The following is an 18,176-nucleotide window of genomic DNA, read 5'->3' as shown; positions in this document are numbered from 1 at the left end:
GAAGAGACAATGCAGGAAATTGATTTTTATCTGGTGGATGCCTTCAGCGACAAAACCTTTGGTGGCAACGCCGCAGCGGTATGTCCTCTGGAAGAGTGGCTGCCGGACGAGACGCTGCTCAAAATGGCGCAGCAGCATAACCAGTCTGAGACCGCCTTTTTCGTGCGCACCGACGGTGGGTTTGAGCTGCGCTGGTTTACCACGCTGGATGAAATTAACCTCTGCGGACACGCTACGCTTGCCGCATCGCACGTCATTTTCGAATACCTTGATTACCCGCATACCGAAATCACCTTCACCACCCGCTTCGTGGGCGAGCTGACGGTAAAACGCAGCGGCGACTGGCTGACGCTGAACTTCCCCGCGTGGTCGACGGAGGTTGTGGATAATCCTCCCGAGGTGCTGTTTAGCGCCCTGGGCATCACGGCGGCAAAAGAGGTGCGCGAGGGTCGGGATTACATGGTGGTGCTGGAGAGCCAGCAGCAGGTGGAGGCGTTAACGCCGGATATCGGTGCCATGCTTCCGCTGGATAAGATGGTCTGCGTGACGGCGCCGGGCGAAGAATATGACTTCGTCAGCCGCTTCTTCTGCCCGGGCGAAGGGGTGCCGGAAGATCCGGTTACCGGATCTGCCCACAGCATGCTGATCCCGTACTGGAGTGAAAAGCTGGGCAAAACGTCGCTCAATGCCCGCCAGGTGTCGCACCGTGGCGGGGATCTGCGCTGTGAGCTTAAGGGCGACCGCGTGCTGATCGGCGGTCAGGCCACCCTGTATCTGAAAGGGCGTGTCTTTTTGCGCTAACAGGGCGGAGCGATAAGTTAATACTATGTAGCACCCTGGCAGGCCTGCGCTATGTTGAAATTTAGCCTCATAAAAAAAGCAAGGAGCCTGCCATGTATTCCATTACCTCTGAATCTGCACGTCATCCGGACATTCTCGCTCTGATCGCGGCGCTTGACCGCTATCAGAGCGAACTCTATCCCGCAGAAAGCAATCATCTGCTCGATCTGGCTGCGCTGCCGGAAGCCTCGCTGATCCTGATGATCATTCGCGACCAGCAGCTGCACGCCGTGGGCTGTGGCGCTATCGTGCTCAACGGTGACGGAACGGGGGAGATGAAGCGGGTCTATATCGATCCGGCCCATCGCGGGCAGCATCTCGGTGAAACGCTGCTGGCCGCCCTGGAAGATGAGGCCCTGAGCCGTCATTGTCATACCGTAAGGCTGGAAACGGGTATCAAGCAGCATGCCGCGGTGCGTCTTTATGAACAGTGCGGATACGATTTGCGCCCGGCGTTTGCCCCGTACGTTGGCGACCCGCTCAGCCTGTTTATGGAGAAGGCGCTGGTTGAAGACGTTCGTTTAGCAGCGCTATAAAAGCTTCCAGCTGGCGGGTCATCGCCCCGCGTCGCCACACCAGCCAGGTGGTGAGCCAGCGCCAGTTTTCCGCCAGCGGCCAGGCTTCCACCTGTTGATGCCCAGGCATACTCTCCAGCATCGAGCGCGGCATCAGTGCGATGCCCGCGCCCGCAATGACGCAGGCGAGCATGCCGTGATAGGACTCCATCTCATGAATGCGGCCGGGCGTGGCGCGGTCAGCGTGAAACCAGCTCTCCAGGTGTCGGCGATACGAGCAGTTGGCGCGAAAGGCATAGACGTCGCTGCCGCTGACCTGCGAGGCGCGCGTCACCTCCACATGCCCGGCAGGCGTGACCAGCATCATCTCTTCCCGGTAGACCGGCATGCCTTCCAGCTCCGGGTGCGAAAGCGGACCGTCGACGAAGGCGGCGCTTAGGGTTCCCTCCAGTACGCCATCAATCATCGTCCCGGAAGGCCCGGTAGAAAGGGCAAACTGAATACGCGGATAGCGCTGGTTAAACTGCGCCAGCGTTTCAGGAATGCGCACGGCGGCGGTGCTTTCCAGCGCGCCGAGGGCAAATAACCCCTGCGGCTCATCCCCCGCGACAACCATGCGCGCTTCATCCACCAGGGCGAGGATCTGCCTGCTGTAGCGCAGGAAGTTATGGCCAGCTGGGGATAAGCGCAAACGCTGATTCTCACGAATAAACAGCTCAACGCCCAGATCGGCTTCCAGCTGGCGGATGCGGGTCGTCAGGTTAGACGGCACGCGATGCACCTTCTGCGCCGCCTGGGTGATGCTGCCCGTCAGCGCGACGGCGTTAAACATTTCAAGCTGGGTTAAGTCCATGGCATTCTCGTTTCGTGAATAAGGTGGTTAGTATTATTCATTTTTAAGAAATAGCAGAGTGAGCCACAATCAATCAACCGAAATGCGTGGAGAACATCATGAAATATTCATCTGCTACACATGCCCTCTCTGTTAACCCGGCAACGGGTGAAACCCTCGCTGCGTATCCCTGGGCGACGCCGGAAGAGGTTGAACGCGCGATTTCTCAGTCCGACGCGGGCTATCGCCAGTGGCGACGCGAAAGCGTGTCCCACCGGGCGCAGAAGCTGCGGGATCTCGGCGCCGCGCTGCGAAACCGCGCGGAAGAGATGGCGCAGATTATCTCCCGTGAAATGGGCAAGCCCATCCTGCAGGCGCGAGCGGAAGTGGCAAAGTCCGCCGGTCTGTGCGACTGGTATGCCGAGCACGGCCCGGCAATGCTGCGTGCGGAGCCGACGCTGGTGGAAAACCACAACGCGGTCATTGAATACCGTCCGCTGGGGCCGATTCTCGCGGTGATGCCATGGAACTTCCCGCTCTGGCAGGTGCTGCGCGGCGCGGTGCCGATTCTGCTGGCCGGTAACAGCTATCTGCTCAAACATGCGCCCAACGTGCTCGGCTCTGCGGATCTTATAGGGCAGATCTTTGCGGATGCGGGTTTCCCTGAAGGCGTGTTCGGCTGGGTGAACGCCACCAATGACGGCGTCAGCCAGGCGATTAACGATCGTCGTGTTGCTGCGGTGACCGTCACCGGCAGCGTGCGTGCCGGGGCCGCCATTGGTGCTCAGGCAGGAGCCGCGCTGAAAAAATGCGTTCTTGAACTGGGCGGCTCAGACCCGTTCATCGTTCTCAACGATGCCGACCTGGATCTTGCCGTGAAGGCGGCGGTAGCGGGGCGCTACCAGAATACCGGGCAGGTGTGCGCGGCGGCAAAACGCTTCATTGTGGAAGAGGGTATTGCGGATACCTTTACCCAACGCTTTGTTGATGCGGTTGCTGCCCTGAAGCTGGGCGCTCCGGACCAGGAAGAAAACTACCTGGGCCCGATGGCGCGTTTCGATCTGCGCGATGAACTGCATCAGCAGGTGCAGGCGACGCTGGCAGAAGGTGCAACGCTGCTGCTGGGCGGTGAGAAAATCAGCGGCGAGGGGAATTACTATGCGCCAACCGTGCTGGCGAATGTCACCCCGTCGATGACGGCGTTCCGCCAGGAGCTGTTTGGTCCGGTCGCGGCCATTACCGTCGCGAAAGACGCGGAGCATGCCCTGATGCTTGCCAACGACAGCGACTTTGGCCTGTCCGCCACCGTCTTTACCGCTGACGCAGCGCTTGCGGATAAATTCTCCCGCGAGCTGGAGTGCGGCGGCGTGTTTATCAACGGCTTTAGCGCCAGCGATGCGCGCGTGGCTTTTGGCGGCGTGAAGAAAAGCGGTTTCGGCCGCGAGCTTTCCCACTTTGGCTTGCACGAGTTCTGTAACGTGCAGACGGTGTGGAAGGATCGCGTGTAATCCTTAATTTCGGCCCTCGTCGTGAGGGCCGTTGTCATTATTCTGCCATGGTTCTGTCATTTTCATTTCGTAGACTCGCACGCGTCTAACGCCTTGTAAATGAAGCTAATTATGAACCTAACGCAAATTTTCCGCCGTATTGCGCAGCGTCTCACACCTCGTCACTTTGGCCTGCTGACGGGTATCTTTTGCATTATTGGCCTTTTCTCCGCGCTGCAGCTCTCCTCGTCACTCCTGCTTAACGCCTCCCTGAACAACGCCCAGCGTAACGAGCAGCAAAACCTGCTGGCCTGGCAGCAGCAGAGCAAGCTGGATCTGGCCCGTGTTTCCCTGCTGGCGGCAAGCGATCTGCTTAACCGGTCCGGCGTCTGGTTTATGCAGGATAAAGAGACCGGCTCCGACGGAAGCTGGCATAGCCTGATGGACGATGCGCAAAAGGCGCTGACGGTTTCTCAGCAGGCGTGGAAGGCCTGGCTGGCGCTGAATCCGCCGAAAGATGACGCGCTGGTGAACAGCTATCAGCTTTTCTACGGCGCGATCAACGAGCAGGCTGAAGGTCTGGTAAAAGACAACACCATCGACGCTTTTTTTGCCGTCCCGGCGCAGGCGTTTCAGACGGATTTTAACGACAACTATGCGCGCTATCAGCAGGCAAGCGAGAAGCAGGCCATGCAGGGGCGTCAGAGCTTAATGGCACAGCTCTCCGGTCTGCAAACGTTATTCCTGTTTGCGCCGGTGCTGTTGCTCGCCATCGCCGCTGTCGTCTGGTTCGGCATGTCCAGATGGGTGATCACGCCGCTGCGTCGGTTGATTGCGCATATCAACCGGCTGGCGGCAGGGGATCTCTCCGGCACGCCGCCGGACGTCATGCGCTTCAACCGGGAGATAGGGCAGCTTAGCGACAGTATTGCTACGATGCAGCACGGTCTGCAGCAGCTGGTCACGCAGGTCAGCCATGCCACGGTGACCATGGTGGAGAACATTGGCTCACTGGCGCAGGGTAACCAGAAGCTGTATCAGCAGTCGGCGCGTCAGGCGAAAGAGCTTGAGGATGTGACGGCGCATATCGCGGCGCTGGAAAACCATGTGGAAGGGAATACCGGCTATGCCAGACTCGCCAGCTCGCGGGCGGATGAAGCGCGTCAGGCCGCCGCGGGGGGAGACCAGATGATGTCGACCGTAAACGCGTCCATGCAGGCGATCGTCGACCGATCGTCCGAGATGCGCGGGATCGTGGCGATGATCGACAGCGTGGCGTTTCAGACCAATATCCTGGCGCTGAATGCGGCCATCGAGGCGGCCCATGCCGGAAACCAGGGGCGCGGCTTTGCCGTCGTCGCCCGGGAGGTTGGATTGCTGGCCAGAAAGAGCAGCCACTCGACGCAGACCATTCAGGAGCTGATCAACCGCTCGGTTCAGGGCATTGAAGACGGTTCCCGTGCCGTCACCCTGATGGAAGAGAATCTGCAGCAGGTCACCGGTCTGGTGGGCAATTTAAGCAGTTTGCTGAATGAGATCTCCACCGCCACCCTCAGCCAGGGAGAGAGTATTCACCAGATGACCCGCCAGCTTCAGGCGCTGAACCAGGTCTCCCGTCAGACGGACCTGCTGGTCTCTGACGCCTCAGATGCTTCTGAACGTCTGCAAAAGCAATCCGATCTTTTATTGCAGGCCGTTTCGCGTTTTCGTCTAAGCGCCTGACGCAATACATAAGCCTCTGTTATACTCGCAGCCCGTTTTAGCCTGAGGGCAAGGAGCAAAGTGTGGCTGCGGTCATCCATAATGAGATGTTGGACGAGATTCTGGCGCAGGTTCGTCCGTTAATTGGAAAGGGGAAGGTTGCCGACTATATTCCGGCCCTTGCCTCGGTCAGCGGGAATAAGCTGGGCATTGCTATCTGTACTATCGACGGACAGCGATACCAGGCAGGGGATGCAACAGAACGTTTTTCCATTCAGTCCATTTCGAAAGTGCTCAGTCTGGTTGCGGCGATGCGCCAGTATGAAGAAGACGAGATCTGGCAGCGGGTGGGCAAAGATCCGTCCGGCCAGCCTTTTAACTCGCTGCTTCAGCTTGAGATAGAACAGGGTAAACCGCGAAATCCCTTTATCAACGCCGGGGCGCTGGTGGTCTGCGATATGCTGCAAAGCCGCCTGAGCGCACCACGTCAGCGAATGCTTGAGATTGTGCGTCAGCTCTCGGGCGTTGACGACATTACCTATGATACGGTTGTGGCACGCTCGGAGTTTGAACACTCTGCCCGTAACGCGGCTATCGCCTGGCTGATGAAATCCTTCGGTAATTTCCACAACGACGTGGCGACCGTCCTGCAAAACTACTTCCATTACTGCGCCCTGAAAATGAGCTGCGTTGAGCTGGCTCAGACGTTCCTGTTCCTTGCGCACCAGGGGCACGCACCGCATCTCGATCAGGAAGTCGTTTCGCCGCTTCAGGCTCGTCAGGTTAACGCGCTAATGGCCACCAGCGGGATGTATCAAAACGCCGGCGAGTTTGCCTGGCGCGTTGGGCTTCCGGCTAAATCGGGCGTTGGCGGCGGGGTCGTGGCGATTGTGCCGCATGAAATGGCGATAGCCGTCTGGAGCCCGGAGCTGGATGAAACGGGAAATTCGCTTGCCGGCGTGGCGGTTCTGGAGAAACTGACCCAGCGTCTGGGACGTTCAGTATACTGATGCCCGATCTGGATCCTCTCTTTTCCCGTCTGGCGCGATCGACATTTCGCTCGCGCTTTCGTTTAGGCGATAAAGAACGACAGTACTGCTGGGACAAAGGCCCCGAAACCATTGACCAGCATGCCGCGGATTTTGTCGAAAAGCGCCTTGCGCCTGCACAACCCGCAAATGACGGTAAACAGACGCCTATGCGCGGTCACCCGGTGTTTATCGCCCAGCATGCCACCGCCACCTGTTGTCGGGGCTGCCTGGCAAAATGGCATAACATTCCACAGGGTGTAACGCTCACCGCGCCGCAAAAAAATTATATCGTCAGCGTTATCCATCACTGGCTGGTGCTGCAGATGAACGCCTAAATTTGACGAGTTATGCTCCAGTGGTATTTGTGTTATAGATGCATCCTAAGTTAGTCCCGATCATGCTGACGACCGCAATAATTGCCATAAGCTTTCATATGGAATGATATTTAATGCGTTCTGCTCTTACCGCTTTCAGGCCGTTCCAGCCTGACACGCCGCTGCGAAATGCATCGACGATCTTCATCCTCACCACCTTGTTCTACTTTGTGGGCGCGGAATTACGGCTCGTTGAGGCCCTGTCGCTGTTCTGGCCGCTGAATGGCGTCATGGCAGGGATCTTCGCCCGCTATGTCTACCTGAATCGCCTGCATTACTATGCGGTATGCTATGTCGCGATGCTGTTGTACGACGCGGTGACGACCAACTGGGGTATAGCCTCAGCGGTAATCAACCTGTCTAACATGATCTTTATTGTTGTCGTCGCCGTACTGGTTCAGCGCGACAAGCGGCTGATGAAGAAAACCCCCGATCCGCTTAACGCGCTACGCCTGTTTAACTACTGTCTGATTGCCGCGCTGCTTTGTGCCTTGCTCGGCGCGGCGGGGTCGGTCGGGATTGACAGTCACACCTTCTGGCCGCTGTTTGCCGACTGGTTTAGCGAGCAGTTCTCAACCGGCGTGCTTGTTGTGCCCTGTATGCTCACGATACGTATGCCCGGGCGTGATCTCAGGTTACGTCTGGAGCAGCTGCTGCCGGTGATGGCGCTGATCGTCTCGGTGGTCGCGTCGGTGGTGATTGGCGGAGCAGGGAGCCTCTCGTTTCCTCTGCCAGCGCTTATCTGGTGTGCGGTTCGTTACTCATTGCCTGCGACCTGTCTGCTGACGTTTATCACGGGTGCCACTGAAATCATTTTGGTCGCCAACTCGATTATTAACATTGCCGTGGCGACGCCGTTTACGACGCCAATGATGTTTTCAGCCCGGCTGGGTATCGCCACGATGGCGATCTGCCCGGTGATGGTCTCCGTCAGTATGGCGGCGATTAATTCCCTGATCCGCCAGGTTTCACTGAGGGCGGATTATGACTTTTTAACACACGTCTACTCGCGTTCCGGGCTTTATGAGGCGTTAAAGCATGAAGAGACGTACCGGCATACCCGTTTTTTGACCGTCATGCTGCTGGATATTGATTATTTCAAAAGCATTAATGATAACTACGGCCACGAGTGCGGAGATCGCGTGCTGGCGTCGTTTGCCCGACAGGTTCAGCAGGTCGTTGGCGAAGACGGCATGGTGGCGCGCATGGGCGGGGAAGAGTTCGCTGTGGTGGTTCATTCAGGCGATGCGCAGCACGGTTTTGAACTGGCTGAGCGTATCCGTTCCACCGTTGCCAGCCATCCTTTTACATGGCGTCACCAGACGCTCTTTCTGACGGTCAGTATTGGCCTCGGCAGTGGAAAGGCTGAGTCATGGCAGTTGACCGAGGTCTTCAACAAGCTCATGGCCGAAGCGGACGATCATCTCTATCGTTCAAAAAAAGCGGGTCGAAACCGTACCAGCGCCCGGGTGGCGGACGAGCAAATTGCCGCGCCCACCGGGAGTGAAACATAGCTGCGTTAATCGTCATAAGGCATTGACGTGAATAGTAAGCGACTTAACAGGCTGTCAGAACGCTGACAATGCCTCTGTTTAAGCTACGCTTTTAGTAACGCTTTACGTCAGGAGACATTATGAAAGCACCTGCAACCCCTGAAAATGAAACAGACAGACTCAACTCGCTACGAGAATCCGGTCTGCTTGAGATCGACAGTTCCCCGGCGTTTGACCGGTTAACGCGTCTGGCAAAACGCTTCTTCCAGGTGCCGCTGGCGATGGTCAATCTCATTGATGAGCATTCGCTAATCGTTAAGTCCGCTGATGGTCAGGCACCTGGCTCCGTTCCGCGTAACATCTCATTTTGTGGGCATACGATCCTCACCGAAGCGCCGCTGGTGGTAGGGGATATGCTTCAGGACGATCGTTTTGCGGATAACCCGCTGGTGGCCGGTGAACCTCGCGTGCGGTTTTACGCGGGCTTCCCGCTGCGCCTGCGTGACGGCGCAAGCGTTGGCTCGCTGTGCCTGATTGATTACGCTCCCCGGGAGTTTTCTGCCGCCGACCTCGCCGTCCTGGGAGATCTTGGCGCGCTGGCGGAAGATGAATTTGCTGCCATCAGCGCGGCGACCACGGATGAATTAACCGGGCTATTCAACCGTCGGGGTTTTAATCAACTCGTGCGCTTCACGCTTTCCGTTGCCCGGCGCCGGGCAGAGCCGCTGACGCTCGGCTGGCTGGATTTGGATCGCTTTAAGGAAATTAACGATCGCTTCGGGCATGAAGAGGGGGATAAGGCGCTGAATGCCATGGCGCAACTGATGCGTGCCTCTTTCCGCGAAGCGGATCTGTTGGTTCGTTTTGGCGGGGACGAGTTCGCCGTGTTGTTCGCGGATACGGATGAGCAGGGCGCCTGGATTGCCATGCAGTATCTCGTCGAGCAGGTAGAAAACTATAACGCCCGCAGGTTACACCCCTGGTCGCTTCACTTCTCATGGGGGCTAAGTGAATTCGATCATAACGGCAACGACCTGCAGCAGTGGTTAAAAGATGCCGATGAAAAGATGTATGCCATGAAGCAGCAGCGCCAGCGCGCCCGGTGACATAACAAAAGCCTATGTCCGATCCGTTTGCGTTAAGAAGATGTTAAATGCACAGTGATGGTATTCAACGTAAGGAAAAACAATGAATACCTCACTGCAAATCAAAAACCTCACCCGAGACGAAATTCTCACCCACCTTGATGCGCTGGCCGGGATCCTCGAAAACTGTGTGAACGGCGGGGCATCCGTCAGCTTTATGCTTCCCTTTAGCCTGGAGAAGGCCCGCTCTTTCTGGCGCGGAATTGCTGAAAGCGTAGGGCGCAATGAGCGCCTCGTGCTGGCCTGTGTCGACCCGCAGGACGGCGTCATCGGAACGGTGCAGTTAATCACAGACCAGCCGGAAAACCAGCCGCATCGCGCCGATGTGGCGAAGCTGCTGGTTCACGAGAAAGCGCGCCGGAAAGGTGCCGCGATGGCATTGATGGAAGCGCTTGAAGCTGAGGCTCGGGCCAGGAACATTTCGGTTCTGGTACTTGATACCTCCACCGGCAGCGGCGCCGAGACGTTCTACCAGCGCGCCGGATGGCAAAAGGTGGGGGAGATCCCGCGCTATGCCCTTATGCCGGACGGCGCCATGACGGCCACGTCCGTGTTCTATAAGTTCTTATGATTATTTTGTACAACTACGCGACGTATTGATCAAAACAGGGTTCCCGGTCGTTAAGTTTTGATAAGTTATCGTACCAATCTTATCAGGCTGTATGACTAATCATAAAAGGAACCCCCTTGTGAACACGCTCAACCGTCGTGATTTTCCCGGTGCTCAATACCCAGAACGCATCATTCAGTTTGGTGAAGGCAATTTCCTGCGTGCGTTCGTCGACTGGCAAATTGACCTGTTAAATGAACATACCGATCTTAATGCCGGAGTGGTTATCGTCCGTCCTATTCAGAGTGACTTCCCTCCGTCGCTGAGCACTCAGGATGGTTTGTATACCACTATCATTCGCGGCCTGAACGAGCAGGGTGAAGCGGTGAGTGAGAGCCGTCTTATCCGCTCGGTTAACCGTGAAATCAGCGTCTACGACGACTATGACGCCTTTCTGAAACTGGCACACAACCCGGATATGCGCTTTGTTTTCTCGAACACCACCGAAGCGGGTATTAGCTACCACGCGGGTGACAGATTCGACGATGCCCCTGCGGTGAGCTACCCGGCGAAGCTGACGCGACTGCTGTTTGAGCGCTTTAACCATTTCAACGGTGCACCGGATAAAGGCTGGATCATCATTCCGTGCGAACTGATTGACTACAACGGTGATGCAATGCGTGAACTCGTCCTGCGCTATGCCCAGGAGTGGTCGCTGCCTGCGGCCTTTATCCGGTGGCTAAACGACGCAAACAGCTTCTGCTCGACGCTGGTTGACCGTATCGTGACCGGTTACCCGCGCGACGAAGCGGCTGTACTTGAAGCTGAGCTGGGTTATCACGATGGGTTTCTTGACACGGCTGAACATTTCTATCTGTTCGTTATCCAGGGGCCGGCATCCCTTGCTCAGGAACTCCGTCTGGATAAGTACCCGTTAAATGTACTGATTGTCGACGACATCAGGCCCTACAAAGAACGCAAGGTTGCCATTCTGAACGGGGCGCATACGGCGCTGGTGCCGGTCGCCTTCCAGGCCGGGCTGGATACGGTGGGCGAGGCGATGAATGATGCGGAGATCTGCGCGTTCGTCGAAAAAGCAATTTATCAGGAGATCGTTCCGGTCCTCGATTTGCCGCGTAACGAGCTGGAATCTTTCGCCAGTGCGGTAACAGGGCGTTTTCGCAATCCCTATATCCGACACCAGTTGCTTTCCATTGCGCTCAACGGCATGACCAAATACCGCACCCGCATCCTGCCACAGCTGCTGGCAGGGCAGAAGGCAACAGGGCAATTACCGGCACGTCTGACGTTTGCCTTAGCCGCGTTAATCGCGTTCTACCGCGCAGAGCGTAACGGGGAGAGCTATCCGGTGCAGGATGATGCATGCTGGCTGCAACGTTATCAGCAGCTCTGGGCGCAGCACCGCGATCGGCAGTTGAGCACCCGTGAGCTGGTGCAGTCGGTGCTCAGCGCACGCGAACACTGGGAACAGGACTTGACGCAGGTAAGCGGTCTTGTCGACCAGGTCACGCTGGACCTTGATGCCATTCTGCTGAAGGGAATGCGCGCTGCGGTTAAACCGCTTTGCTAACGTTCACCCGGCTGCGGCCGGGTTTAAACATACTTCATTTTAGTTACAACATACTATGTGCTTTGTTTTTAAAAAACACATGCAGCACTGTGCCGATTTCGCTAATCAGGGGAGAAAATGCAATGTCCAGTTAACAAACTTGCAACGGTGACGGGGATCACGTTTAATAGCCTCGCTCTTTTCTTTCCTGAAACTCACTATGATCGTTCGTCCTAAACAGCACTGGCTACAACTGATTTTTGTCTGGCACGGTTCGGTACTGCCTAAGATCTATACCCGACTGCTGCTCAACTTCCTGCTTTCTATTGCCGTTATCCTGATGCTGCCGTGGTATACCTCACTGGGCATCAAATTTACCGTGGCGCCATTCAGCATTCTCGGCGTGGCGATCGCAATCTTTCTCGGTTTCAGAAACAACGCCTGTTATTCACGCTACGTTGAGGCTCGCCTGCTCTGGGGGCAGTTGATGATAGCGGCGCGCTCGCTGTTTCGCGAGGTAAAAAACACCTTGCCTGACGATAAGCATCTGGGCGAATTTGTCCGTCTGCAGATTGCTTTTGCTAACTGCCTGCGCATGACCCTGCGCCGGGAGCTGAACGCTGAGCAACTCTCTCGCTATCTTGCTCCGGATGATTTACGTCAGGTGATGAAAGCCAACTCACCGGCGAACCGTATTTTACTGATCATGGGGGAGTGGCTGGCCGTGCGGCGGCGTAACGGGCAACTCTCAGACATTCTGTTCCACAGCCTGAACAACCGTCTGAACGATATGTCCATCGTTCTTTCCGGATGTGAACGCATTGCGACCACGCCGGTACCGTTTGCCTATACGCTGATTTTGCACCGCACGGTGTATCTGTTCTGCATCATGCTGCCGTTCGCACTGGTCGTGGACCTGCACTACATGACGCCCTTTGTCTCAGCGCTGATCTCATACACCTTTATCTCGCTGGACACCCTGGCGGAAGAGCTGGAAGACCCGTTCGGCACTGAGAATAACGATCTGCCGCTGGACGCCATCTGCAACATGATGGAACGCGATCTGCTGCAGATGAACGATGAAGAGAAGATTCCGGAAAGGCTGATGCCGGATAAGCACTATCAGCTCACCTGACGGGCGTTCCACTCGTCGCGGGTGATCTCCCACAGCTCGGAGTCCAGCATCCCGCTAACGTAGGCTTTCTTCTCCGTCCTGATAAGCCGCATGCCGCTACTGTCCGAAATACGCCGGGAGCGGCTGTTGGCAGCGGCTTTCGGGGCGCGTAATACAGGTTTGTTTAGCGTATTGAACCAGTAATCCGTCGCGGCAATGCTGGCCTCGCGCATGTATCCCTGGCCCTGAAACTCCGGCGCGAGCCAGAACCCGCGGTTGTTATCCTCGACGTCGTACAGGCAAATAATGCCCATCAATTCATCCGGCACCTCACGTCGCCGGATGCTCCAGAACCAGGCAATCCCTTTCGCCACATCCGGCAGCGCCACGTTATTGACATAGTTTTCCGCGCCGTTATCCGGGTAGGGCCATGGCACGGAAGAGACCATATAGCGGACAATCTCCCAGCGCGGATAAAGCTTTTGTATCTGGGCCGCATCTTCGGCAACCAGCGGTTTTAGCAGTAAGCGTTCTGTCATGAGCGTCGGTATGGTCATCCGCGGATCTCCCTTTTTAGGCGTTATGCTTTTGTTTGCGTTCTGGTATTTTCATCTCTATCACATTTAGTTGAGGCGTGCTGGGTTCATTCCCTACCAGAAATGGGCATCATTTCTTTAATGGCGAAATTTTGATGAGCTTTTTGTCTCTTTTAACCGGACGGGTTTTCCAGGATCTCCTGCAGCATGGCAAAGAGATAGAGGAGGCTATTGCTCATCGTGATATCCGTCTCTTGAATCATTCCACGCCCGAGCTAGAACGGTATTTTTCGCGTCCACTCAGCGAGCTTCCGCGTCAAAATCCTTATCCGGTAGCTATGCTGTTACCTCTGTTTTTAGTGGCGTTTGCGTTAAACCTTCTGCCTTTTCTCAGCACGTTGCAGGGTTTGTCACCTTTGCATCATGCATTGAGCTTTTTCTTACCATCATTGACGATGACAGGCGCGCTCATTGTGACAAGCGTACTCCTGGCACGTGGTAAGACGTCGGGATTGTCGGGCTTTATGGCGTTGTTCATCATCCTGCTGATAACAACCCTCATTCAGGTTTTACATTTCCTGCTTTCGCATGACGGAGGTCTTTGGCCGCTGGTCATCGCATCATTCGCGCTATTACTTTGTCGGGTGGTGATGAACAGCAGCGGCTTTGTGCTGTTTACGCTCTATTGTCGTACTCAGCGTCTTGCCAGGTCGGCACGGGAAATGTGGCTAAAAAGCCGTTAAAGGAGGAGGTTATGACATTACGAAAAGCCAGGCCACAGGAAGCCGAAACGCTCTGGAATATTCGCAATCAGGCGATTCGTCACGGCTGTAAAACCAGTTACGACGCAGAGGTCATTGCGCGCTGGACGCCAGATCTCATGCCCGAACGCTTTCGGAAGATGATCATTGAATACCCTTTTTATGTGGTGGAAGATGAAAAGGGCGATGTTGCGGCAACCGGCTATCTGGATCTTGACACACATTGCCTGGAGGCGATTTTCACCTTGCCTGCAGCCTTCGGTAAAGGCATGGCGACCCGGATTATTGAGGCGCTAAAACAGGAAGCCCGTAGCCGGGGGATAACCCGCCTGACGCTCGATGCGACGCCTAACGCCCAGTCGTTTTATCAGAAGCTGGGGTTTGTTACGCTGAGCGAAAGCTATCATCACTAGCGTATGGCAGGTGTCGATTTACGCTGTTTCGAAATGGCGATCAATTTGTAATGTGAGGAACACATGGCTGTCACGGTAAGACCTCTACGCGCAGACGATTATTCCCAATGGCGACCGCTGTGGGATGGTTACACCCATTTTTATGATTGCTACCTCGAGGAATCCGTCACCGCAGCGACGTGGGAAAGGGCGCTATCAGCGCATTCCCAGATGTTCTGCCGGGTGGTAGAGAAGGACCAAAAGGTCATCGGTTTCGCGATGTGCATTCTGCATGAAGGAACCTGGTCAACGGCTCCCATCTGCTACCTGGAAGATCTGTTTGTTGATGCCGACGAACGCGGAGCGGGTGCAGGTAAGGCGCTTATTGATGCTCTGATTGAGGAAGGCAAGCGCGAAGGGTGGTCGAAACTGTACTGGGTCACCCGGGAGAACAACCCGGCGCGTAAACTCTATGACAAATATGGCGAAGCTGACGATTACGTCCGCTACCGACTCTCCCTTTAAGGCGACAACGCCTGTGTTTGTATCACACTGTATCAGCGTCCCGGATACATACACAGGCTTGCAATAAACCCGCTTTCGCACATATCCGCTATACATTGCAGTGTTGTTATATCCCCGTGAATTGTACTCAACCGGAGATACCAACATGTTCAGCAAACTTGCTTACTCAACCCTCGCACTGACCGTTTCACTTGGCACCGTGATGTCCTGTCAGGCCGAAGTCACCGGCACAACCGTCGCCGCAGCCTTTGACCATCCCCAGCAAATCAATGCCGGCGATCTGAATGTCGGCTATGTCGACATTGGCCCGAAAGACGGTCAGCCGGTTATTTTACTGCACGGCTGGCCGTACGATATTCACAGCTATGCCGAGGTTGCACCCGCACTGGCGGCAAAAGGGTACCGGGTCATTGTGCCGTCTCTGCGCGGTTACGGCACCACGCGCTTCCTTTCAGCAAAAACGCCGCGCAACGGCCAGCCTTCGGCGATGGCGAAAGACATCGTCAACCTGATGGATGCCCTGAATATCCGGCAGGCGGTGTTTGCAGGATATGACTGGGGCGCCCGGACGGCGGATATCGTTGCGGCGCTGTGGCCCGAGCGCGTGAAGTCACTCGTTTCAGTGAGCGGGTATCTCATCAGCAGCCAGCAGATTGGCAAACAGCCGCTGCCGCCAAAAGCGGAGCAACAGTGGTGGTATCAGTTCTATTTCTCTACCGCGCGCGGTGCTGAAGGCTATGCCAAAAACACGCATGACTTCGCCCGTCTAATCTGGTCGCAGGCCTCGCCTGACTGGAAATTTAGCGATGCGGTCTTTAACGCCAGCGCCAAATCCCTCGATAACCCGGACCACGTCGCGGTGACGCTCAGTAATTATCGCTGGCGTTTAGGGCTGGAAAAAGGCGAGCGCAGATACGACCGCTACGAGCAAAAACTGGCCACGCTGCCGAATATCACCGTACCAACGATCACCATCGAAGGCGGCAACAACGGCGCGCCGCATCCGGCACCGCAGGCCTATGCGGCTAAATTTACCGGCAAATATGAGCACCGCACCTTCGGCGCAACCGTGGGGCACAATCCGCCTCAGGAAGATCCGCAGGATTTCGTCAAGGCAGTTATCGACGCGGATAAGCTGTGAAATGTGCTATTTTCAGTACGTTACCCTTCGGTCTGGAGAGTTCGGTGGAACATATTGACCACATCCTTGTCGTCGATGACGACAGGGATATTCGTGAACTGATTGTCGATTATCTCGGTAAATCTGGCTATCGCGCGACGGGCGCGGCCAACGGCAAAGAGATGCGTAGCGTACTGGACAAACAGCATATCGACCTGGTGGTGCTGGACGTTATGATGCCCGGCGATGACGGTCTCACGTTATGCCGGCAGCTACGCAGCGGCAAACATAAAGATCTGCCCATCCTGATGCTGACGGCCCGCAATGAGGAGACGGACAGGATCCTGGGTCTGGAGATGGGTGCGGATGACTACGTGGTGAAGCCGTTTGTCGCGCGTGAGCTTCTGGCACGCATTAAAGCGATTTTACGGCGTTTTCGCACGATGCCGCCCAATCTACAGGTGACAGAAGCAGGGCGGCTGGTGATGTTCGGTGAATGGCAGCTCGATACCGTCGCCCGCCACTTAATCGACCCGGAAGGGGTGATTGTGGCGCTCAGCGGGGCGGAGTATCGTCTGCTGCGCGTTTTCCTGGACCATCCGCAGCGCGTGCTGACCCGTGACCAATTGCTCAATCTGACGCAGGGGCGTGACGCCGAGCTGTTTGAACGTTCTGTCGACCTGCTGGTTAGCCGGGTCCGTCAGCGCCTGAATGAAGATGCCCGCACGCCCGCCTATATCAAAACCGTGCGCAGCGAAGGCTATGTCTTTACGATGCCGGTGACCATCAAAGAGGTTAACGAATGACGCTCTGGCCACGCTCGCTGCTGGCCCGTTTGCTGATCGTCGTGCTGCCCGGTTTGCTGCTGGCTAACGCCCTGAGCCTTACGCTGGTCATGATTGAACGCATGCACAGCGCCCGCACGGTGATGCTCGGTAATCTGGAAAACGACGTCGCAACCAGCGTCGCCATTTTAGACCGCTTACCGGCCAGCGAACGCGCCGCCTGGCTGCCGCGGCTTGAACGGGGTAACTATCGCTATATTCTGGGCACAGGGGAACCCGGCGCAGCGCCGACGGATAAGCGTTCGCAGGATGCTATCCGAACCTTAAAAGCGACGCTCGCGGCACAATATCCTGTCAGCTTCACCGCCGTTCCCGGCGCCATTTCACATATCCAGGCGCATCTCACGTTACGCGATGGCTCGCCGCTGACCATTGACCTCATCCCGCGCATGCCACCCGTCGCCAGCTGGTTACCCGTTGTGCTCATCCTTCAGCTGCTGCTCCTGGCGGCCTGCTCCTGGATCGCCGTGCGGCAGGTGGTTCGGCCTTTTTCACAATTTACCCGCGCGGTGGATTCACTTGATCCGGCGGCCAGCACGCCAATGACGGAGAAAGGGCCGCTGGAGCTGCAGCACGCAGCCCATGCCTTCAACGCCATGCAGGCGCGCATTCAGTCTTATCTCAGGGAGCGCGCACAGATCCTGGCCTCTATTTCTCACGATCTCCAGACGCCCATTACCCGCATGAAGCTTCGTGTAGAAATGACGGAGCAGCCTGAACTGCGGGACAAGCTCTTAAACGACCTTGATAACATGTCGCGTCTGGTGCGGGAGGGTATTGCGTATGCCCGGTCATCAGAATCACTGGAAGAGACGTCGCTGAAGCTGGAATTGAACGCCTGGGTCAACAGCATCGCCAGCGATTATCAGGACATTGGTAAAAACGTGCAGTTTCAGGCAAACGAAGTCCGTTTGCCGATCGTCACGCGTCCGCAGGCGCTTCGTAGAGTAATGACTAATCTGCTGGATAATGCCCTGAAGTTCGGCGACTGTGCCGTCATTGCCATTGATGATTCGTCTGCCGAAGAGGTGGTGATTCACATTGTGGACGACGGACCGGGAATACCCGAAGCCGAGCTGGAGGCGGTTCTGCAGCCGTTTTATCGTGTTGAAACCTCGCGTAACCGCGATACCGGCGGGACAGGACTCGGCCTGGCGATTGCCGCGCAGCTGACCGCACAGCTGGAAGGAAAGCTCAAACTGGCGAACCGAGCCGGTGGCGGACTGGACGTCTCCATTACGCTACCGCGTCGTTAATTGTACGGCTTTGTATCTCCTGGCCCGGATGATACAGAGCCAGACAAAAACCGCGCGTTTACACATATCCTGAACACATCAGGACGATG

At 56.3% G+C, this 18,176-nt stretch carries 19 protein-coding genes; 17 read left to right on the top strand and 2 right to left on the bottom strand.

Annotation, left to right across the window (positions count from 1 at the left end):
- Window positions 1-9 precede the first annotated feature (9 nt).
- Together ACDO57_RS05810 and ACDO57_RS05805 are read left to right on the top strand one after the other, a co-directional pair.
- Window positions 10-801: a PhzF family phenazine biosynthesis protein gene (locus tag ACDO57_RS05810; protein ID WP_090416956.1), complete on the top strand. Its 792-nt coding sequence runs from the start codon at window positions 10-12 to the stop codon at window positions 799-801.
- A gap of 92 nt (window positions 802-893) precedes the next feature.
- Entirely contained in the window at window positions 894-1,376 is a 483-nt protein-coding gene (locus ACDO57_RS05805; RefSeq protein ID WP_370883652.1) for a GNAT family N-acetyltransferase, read from the top strand.
- On the opposite strand, the gene ACDO57_RS05800 is transcribed toward ACDO57_RS05805, so the two are convergent.
- Window positions 1,330-2,208, bottom strand: a complete 879-nt coding sequence (locus ACDO57_RS05800) for a LysR family transcriptional regulator (protein WP_032647202.1) — start codon at window positions 2,206-2,208, stop codon at window positions 1,330-1,332. The two genes, ACDO57_RS05805 and ACDO57_RS05800, sit on opposite strands and share 47 nt — an antisense overlap.
- Before the next feature lie 98 nt (window positions 2,209-2,306).
- Between ACDO57_RS05800 and sad the strand changes: the two genes are divergently transcribed.
- The 9 genes from sad to ACDO57_RS05755 all read left to right on the top strand — a co-directional run bounded on the left by sad (window position 2,307) and on the right by ACDO57_RS05755 (window position 12,673).
- Window positions 2,307-3,695 (top strand): succinate-semialdehyde dehydrogenase, encoded by a 1,389-nt coding sequence (sad, locus tag ACDO57_RS05795; protein WP_370883651.1) that lies wholly within the window; start codon window positions 2,307-2,309, stop codon window positions 3,693-3,695.
- A gap of 111 nt (window positions 3,696-3,806) precedes the next feature.
- Entirely contained in the window at window positions 3,807-5,396 is a 1,590-nt protein-coding gene (locus ACDO57_RS05790; RefSeq protein ID WP_208762872.1) for a methyl-accepting chemotaxis protein, read from the top strand.
- Between the two features lie 62 nt (window positions 5,397-5,458).
- Window positions 5,459-6,385, top strand: a complete 927-nt coding sequence (gene glsB, locus ACDO57_RS05785; protein WP_024908464.1) for a glutaminase B — start codon at window positions 5,459-5,461, stop codon at window positions 6,383-6,385.
- A complete protein-coding gene (locus ACDO57_RS05780; RefSeq protein WP_024908465.1) occupies window positions 6,385-6,741 on the top strand; it encodes a DUF4186 domain-containing protein in 357 nt (118 codons plus the stop codon). Before glsB ends, ACDO57_RS05780 begins: the two co-directional genes overlap by 1 nt.
- A gap of 113 nt (window positions 6,742-6,854) precedes the next feature.
- Window positions 6,855-8,294 (top strand): GGDEF domain-containing protein, encoded by a 1,440-nt coding sequence (locus tag ACDO57_RS05775; RefSeq protein WP_290092950.1) that lies wholly within the window; start codon window positions 6,855-6,857, stop codon window positions 8,292-8,294.
- 119 nt (window positions 8,295-8,413) lie between these two features.
- Window positions 8,414-9,379: a sensor domain-containing diguanylate cyclase gene (locus ACDO57_RS05770; RefSeq protein ID WP_061715145.1), complete on the top strand. Its 966-nt coding sequence runs from the start codon at window positions 8,414-8,416 to the stop codon at window positions 9,377-9,379.
- 82 nt (window positions 9,380-9,461) lie between these two features.
- A complete protein-coding gene (locus ACDO57_RS05765) occupies window positions 9,462-9,989 on the top strand; it encodes a GNAT family N-acetyltransferase (RefSeq protein WP_024908468.1) in 528 nt (175 codons plus the stop codon).
- Between the two features lie 118 nt (window positions 9,990-10,107).
- On the top strand, window positions 10,108-11,559 hold the full coding sequence (locus ACDO57_RS05760) for a tagaturonate reductase (protein ID WP_370883650.1): 1,452 nt from the start codon (window positions 10,108-10,110) through the stop codon (window positions 11,557-11,559).
- Between the two features lie 199 nt (window positions 11,560-11,758).
- Window positions 11,759-12,673, top strand: a complete 915-nt coding sequence (locus ACDO57_RS05755) for a bestrophin family protein (protein WP_148769174.1) — start codon at window positions 11,759-11,761, stop codon at window positions 12,671-12,673.
- Here ACDO57_RS05755 and ACDO57_RS05750 read toward each other — a convergent pair.
- Window positions 12,661-13,209, bottom strand: a complete 549-nt coding sequence (locus ACDO57_RS05750; RefSeq protein WP_048991639.1) for a GNAT family N-acetyltransferase — start codon at window positions 13,207-13,209, stop codon at window positions 12,661-12,663. The genes ACDO57_RS05755 and ACDO57_RS05750 overlap by 13 nt on opposite strands.
- Before the next feature lie 134 nt (window positions 13,210-13,343).
- Between ACDO57_RS05750 and ACDO57_RS05745 the strand changes: the two genes are divergently transcribed.
- From ACDO57_RS05745 to ACDO57_RS05720, 6 genes are all read left to right on the top strand, one after another.
- Window positions 13,344-13,931 (top strand): hypothetical protein, encoded by a 588-nt coding sequence (locus ACDO57_RS05745; protein ID WP_024908472.1) that lies wholly within the window; start codon window positions 13,344-13,346, stop codon window positions 13,929-13,931.
- Window positions 13,932-13,942: 11 nt separating this feature from the next.
- Entirely contained in the window at window positions 13,943-14,362 is a 420-nt protein-coding gene (locus ACDO57_RS05740; RefSeq protein WP_370883649.1) for an N-acetyltransferase family protein, read from the top strand.
- 63 nt (window positions 14,363-14,425) lie between these two features.
- Window positions 14,426-14,866 (top strand): GNAT family N-acetyltransferase, encoded by a 441-nt coding sequence (locus tag ACDO57_RS05735; protein WP_148769177.1) that lies wholly within the window; start codon window positions 14,426-14,428, stop codon window positions 14,864-14,866.
- A 145-nt stretch (window positions 14,867-15,011) separates the two neighbouring features.
- Entirely contained in the window at window positions 15,012-16,007 is a 996-nt protein-coding gene (locus ACDO57_RS05730; RefSeq protein ID WP_370883648.1) for an alpha/beta fold hydrolase, read from the top strand.
- Between the two features lie 44 nt (window positions 16,008-16,051).
- Complete coding sequence (locus tag ACDO57_RS05725) at window positions 16,052-16,792, top strand: response regulator (protein ID WP_032647230.1); 741 nt, start codon at window positions 16,052-16,054, stop codon at window positions 16,790-16,792.
- On the top strand, window positions 16,789-18,087 hold the full coding sequence (locus ACDO57_RS05720) for an ATP-binding protein (RefSeq protein WP_370883647.1): 1,299 nt from the start codon (window positions 16,789-16,791) through the stop codon (window positions 18,085-18,087). The genes ACDO57_RS05725 and ACDO57_RS05720 overlap by 4 nt, the downstream gene beginning before the upstream one ends.
- The last annotated feature ends 89 nt before the right edge of the window (window positions 18,088-18,176 follow it).

Origin of the sequence: Enterobacter cloacae complex sp. 2015409 (assembly GCF_041365315.1) — a bacterium.
Lineage (GTDB): Bacteria > Pseudomonadota > Gammaproteobacteria > Enterobacterales > Enterobacteriaceae > Enterobacter > Enterobacter pseudoroggenkampii.
This window is presented reverse-complemented; position numbering and strand designations above follow the sequence as displayed.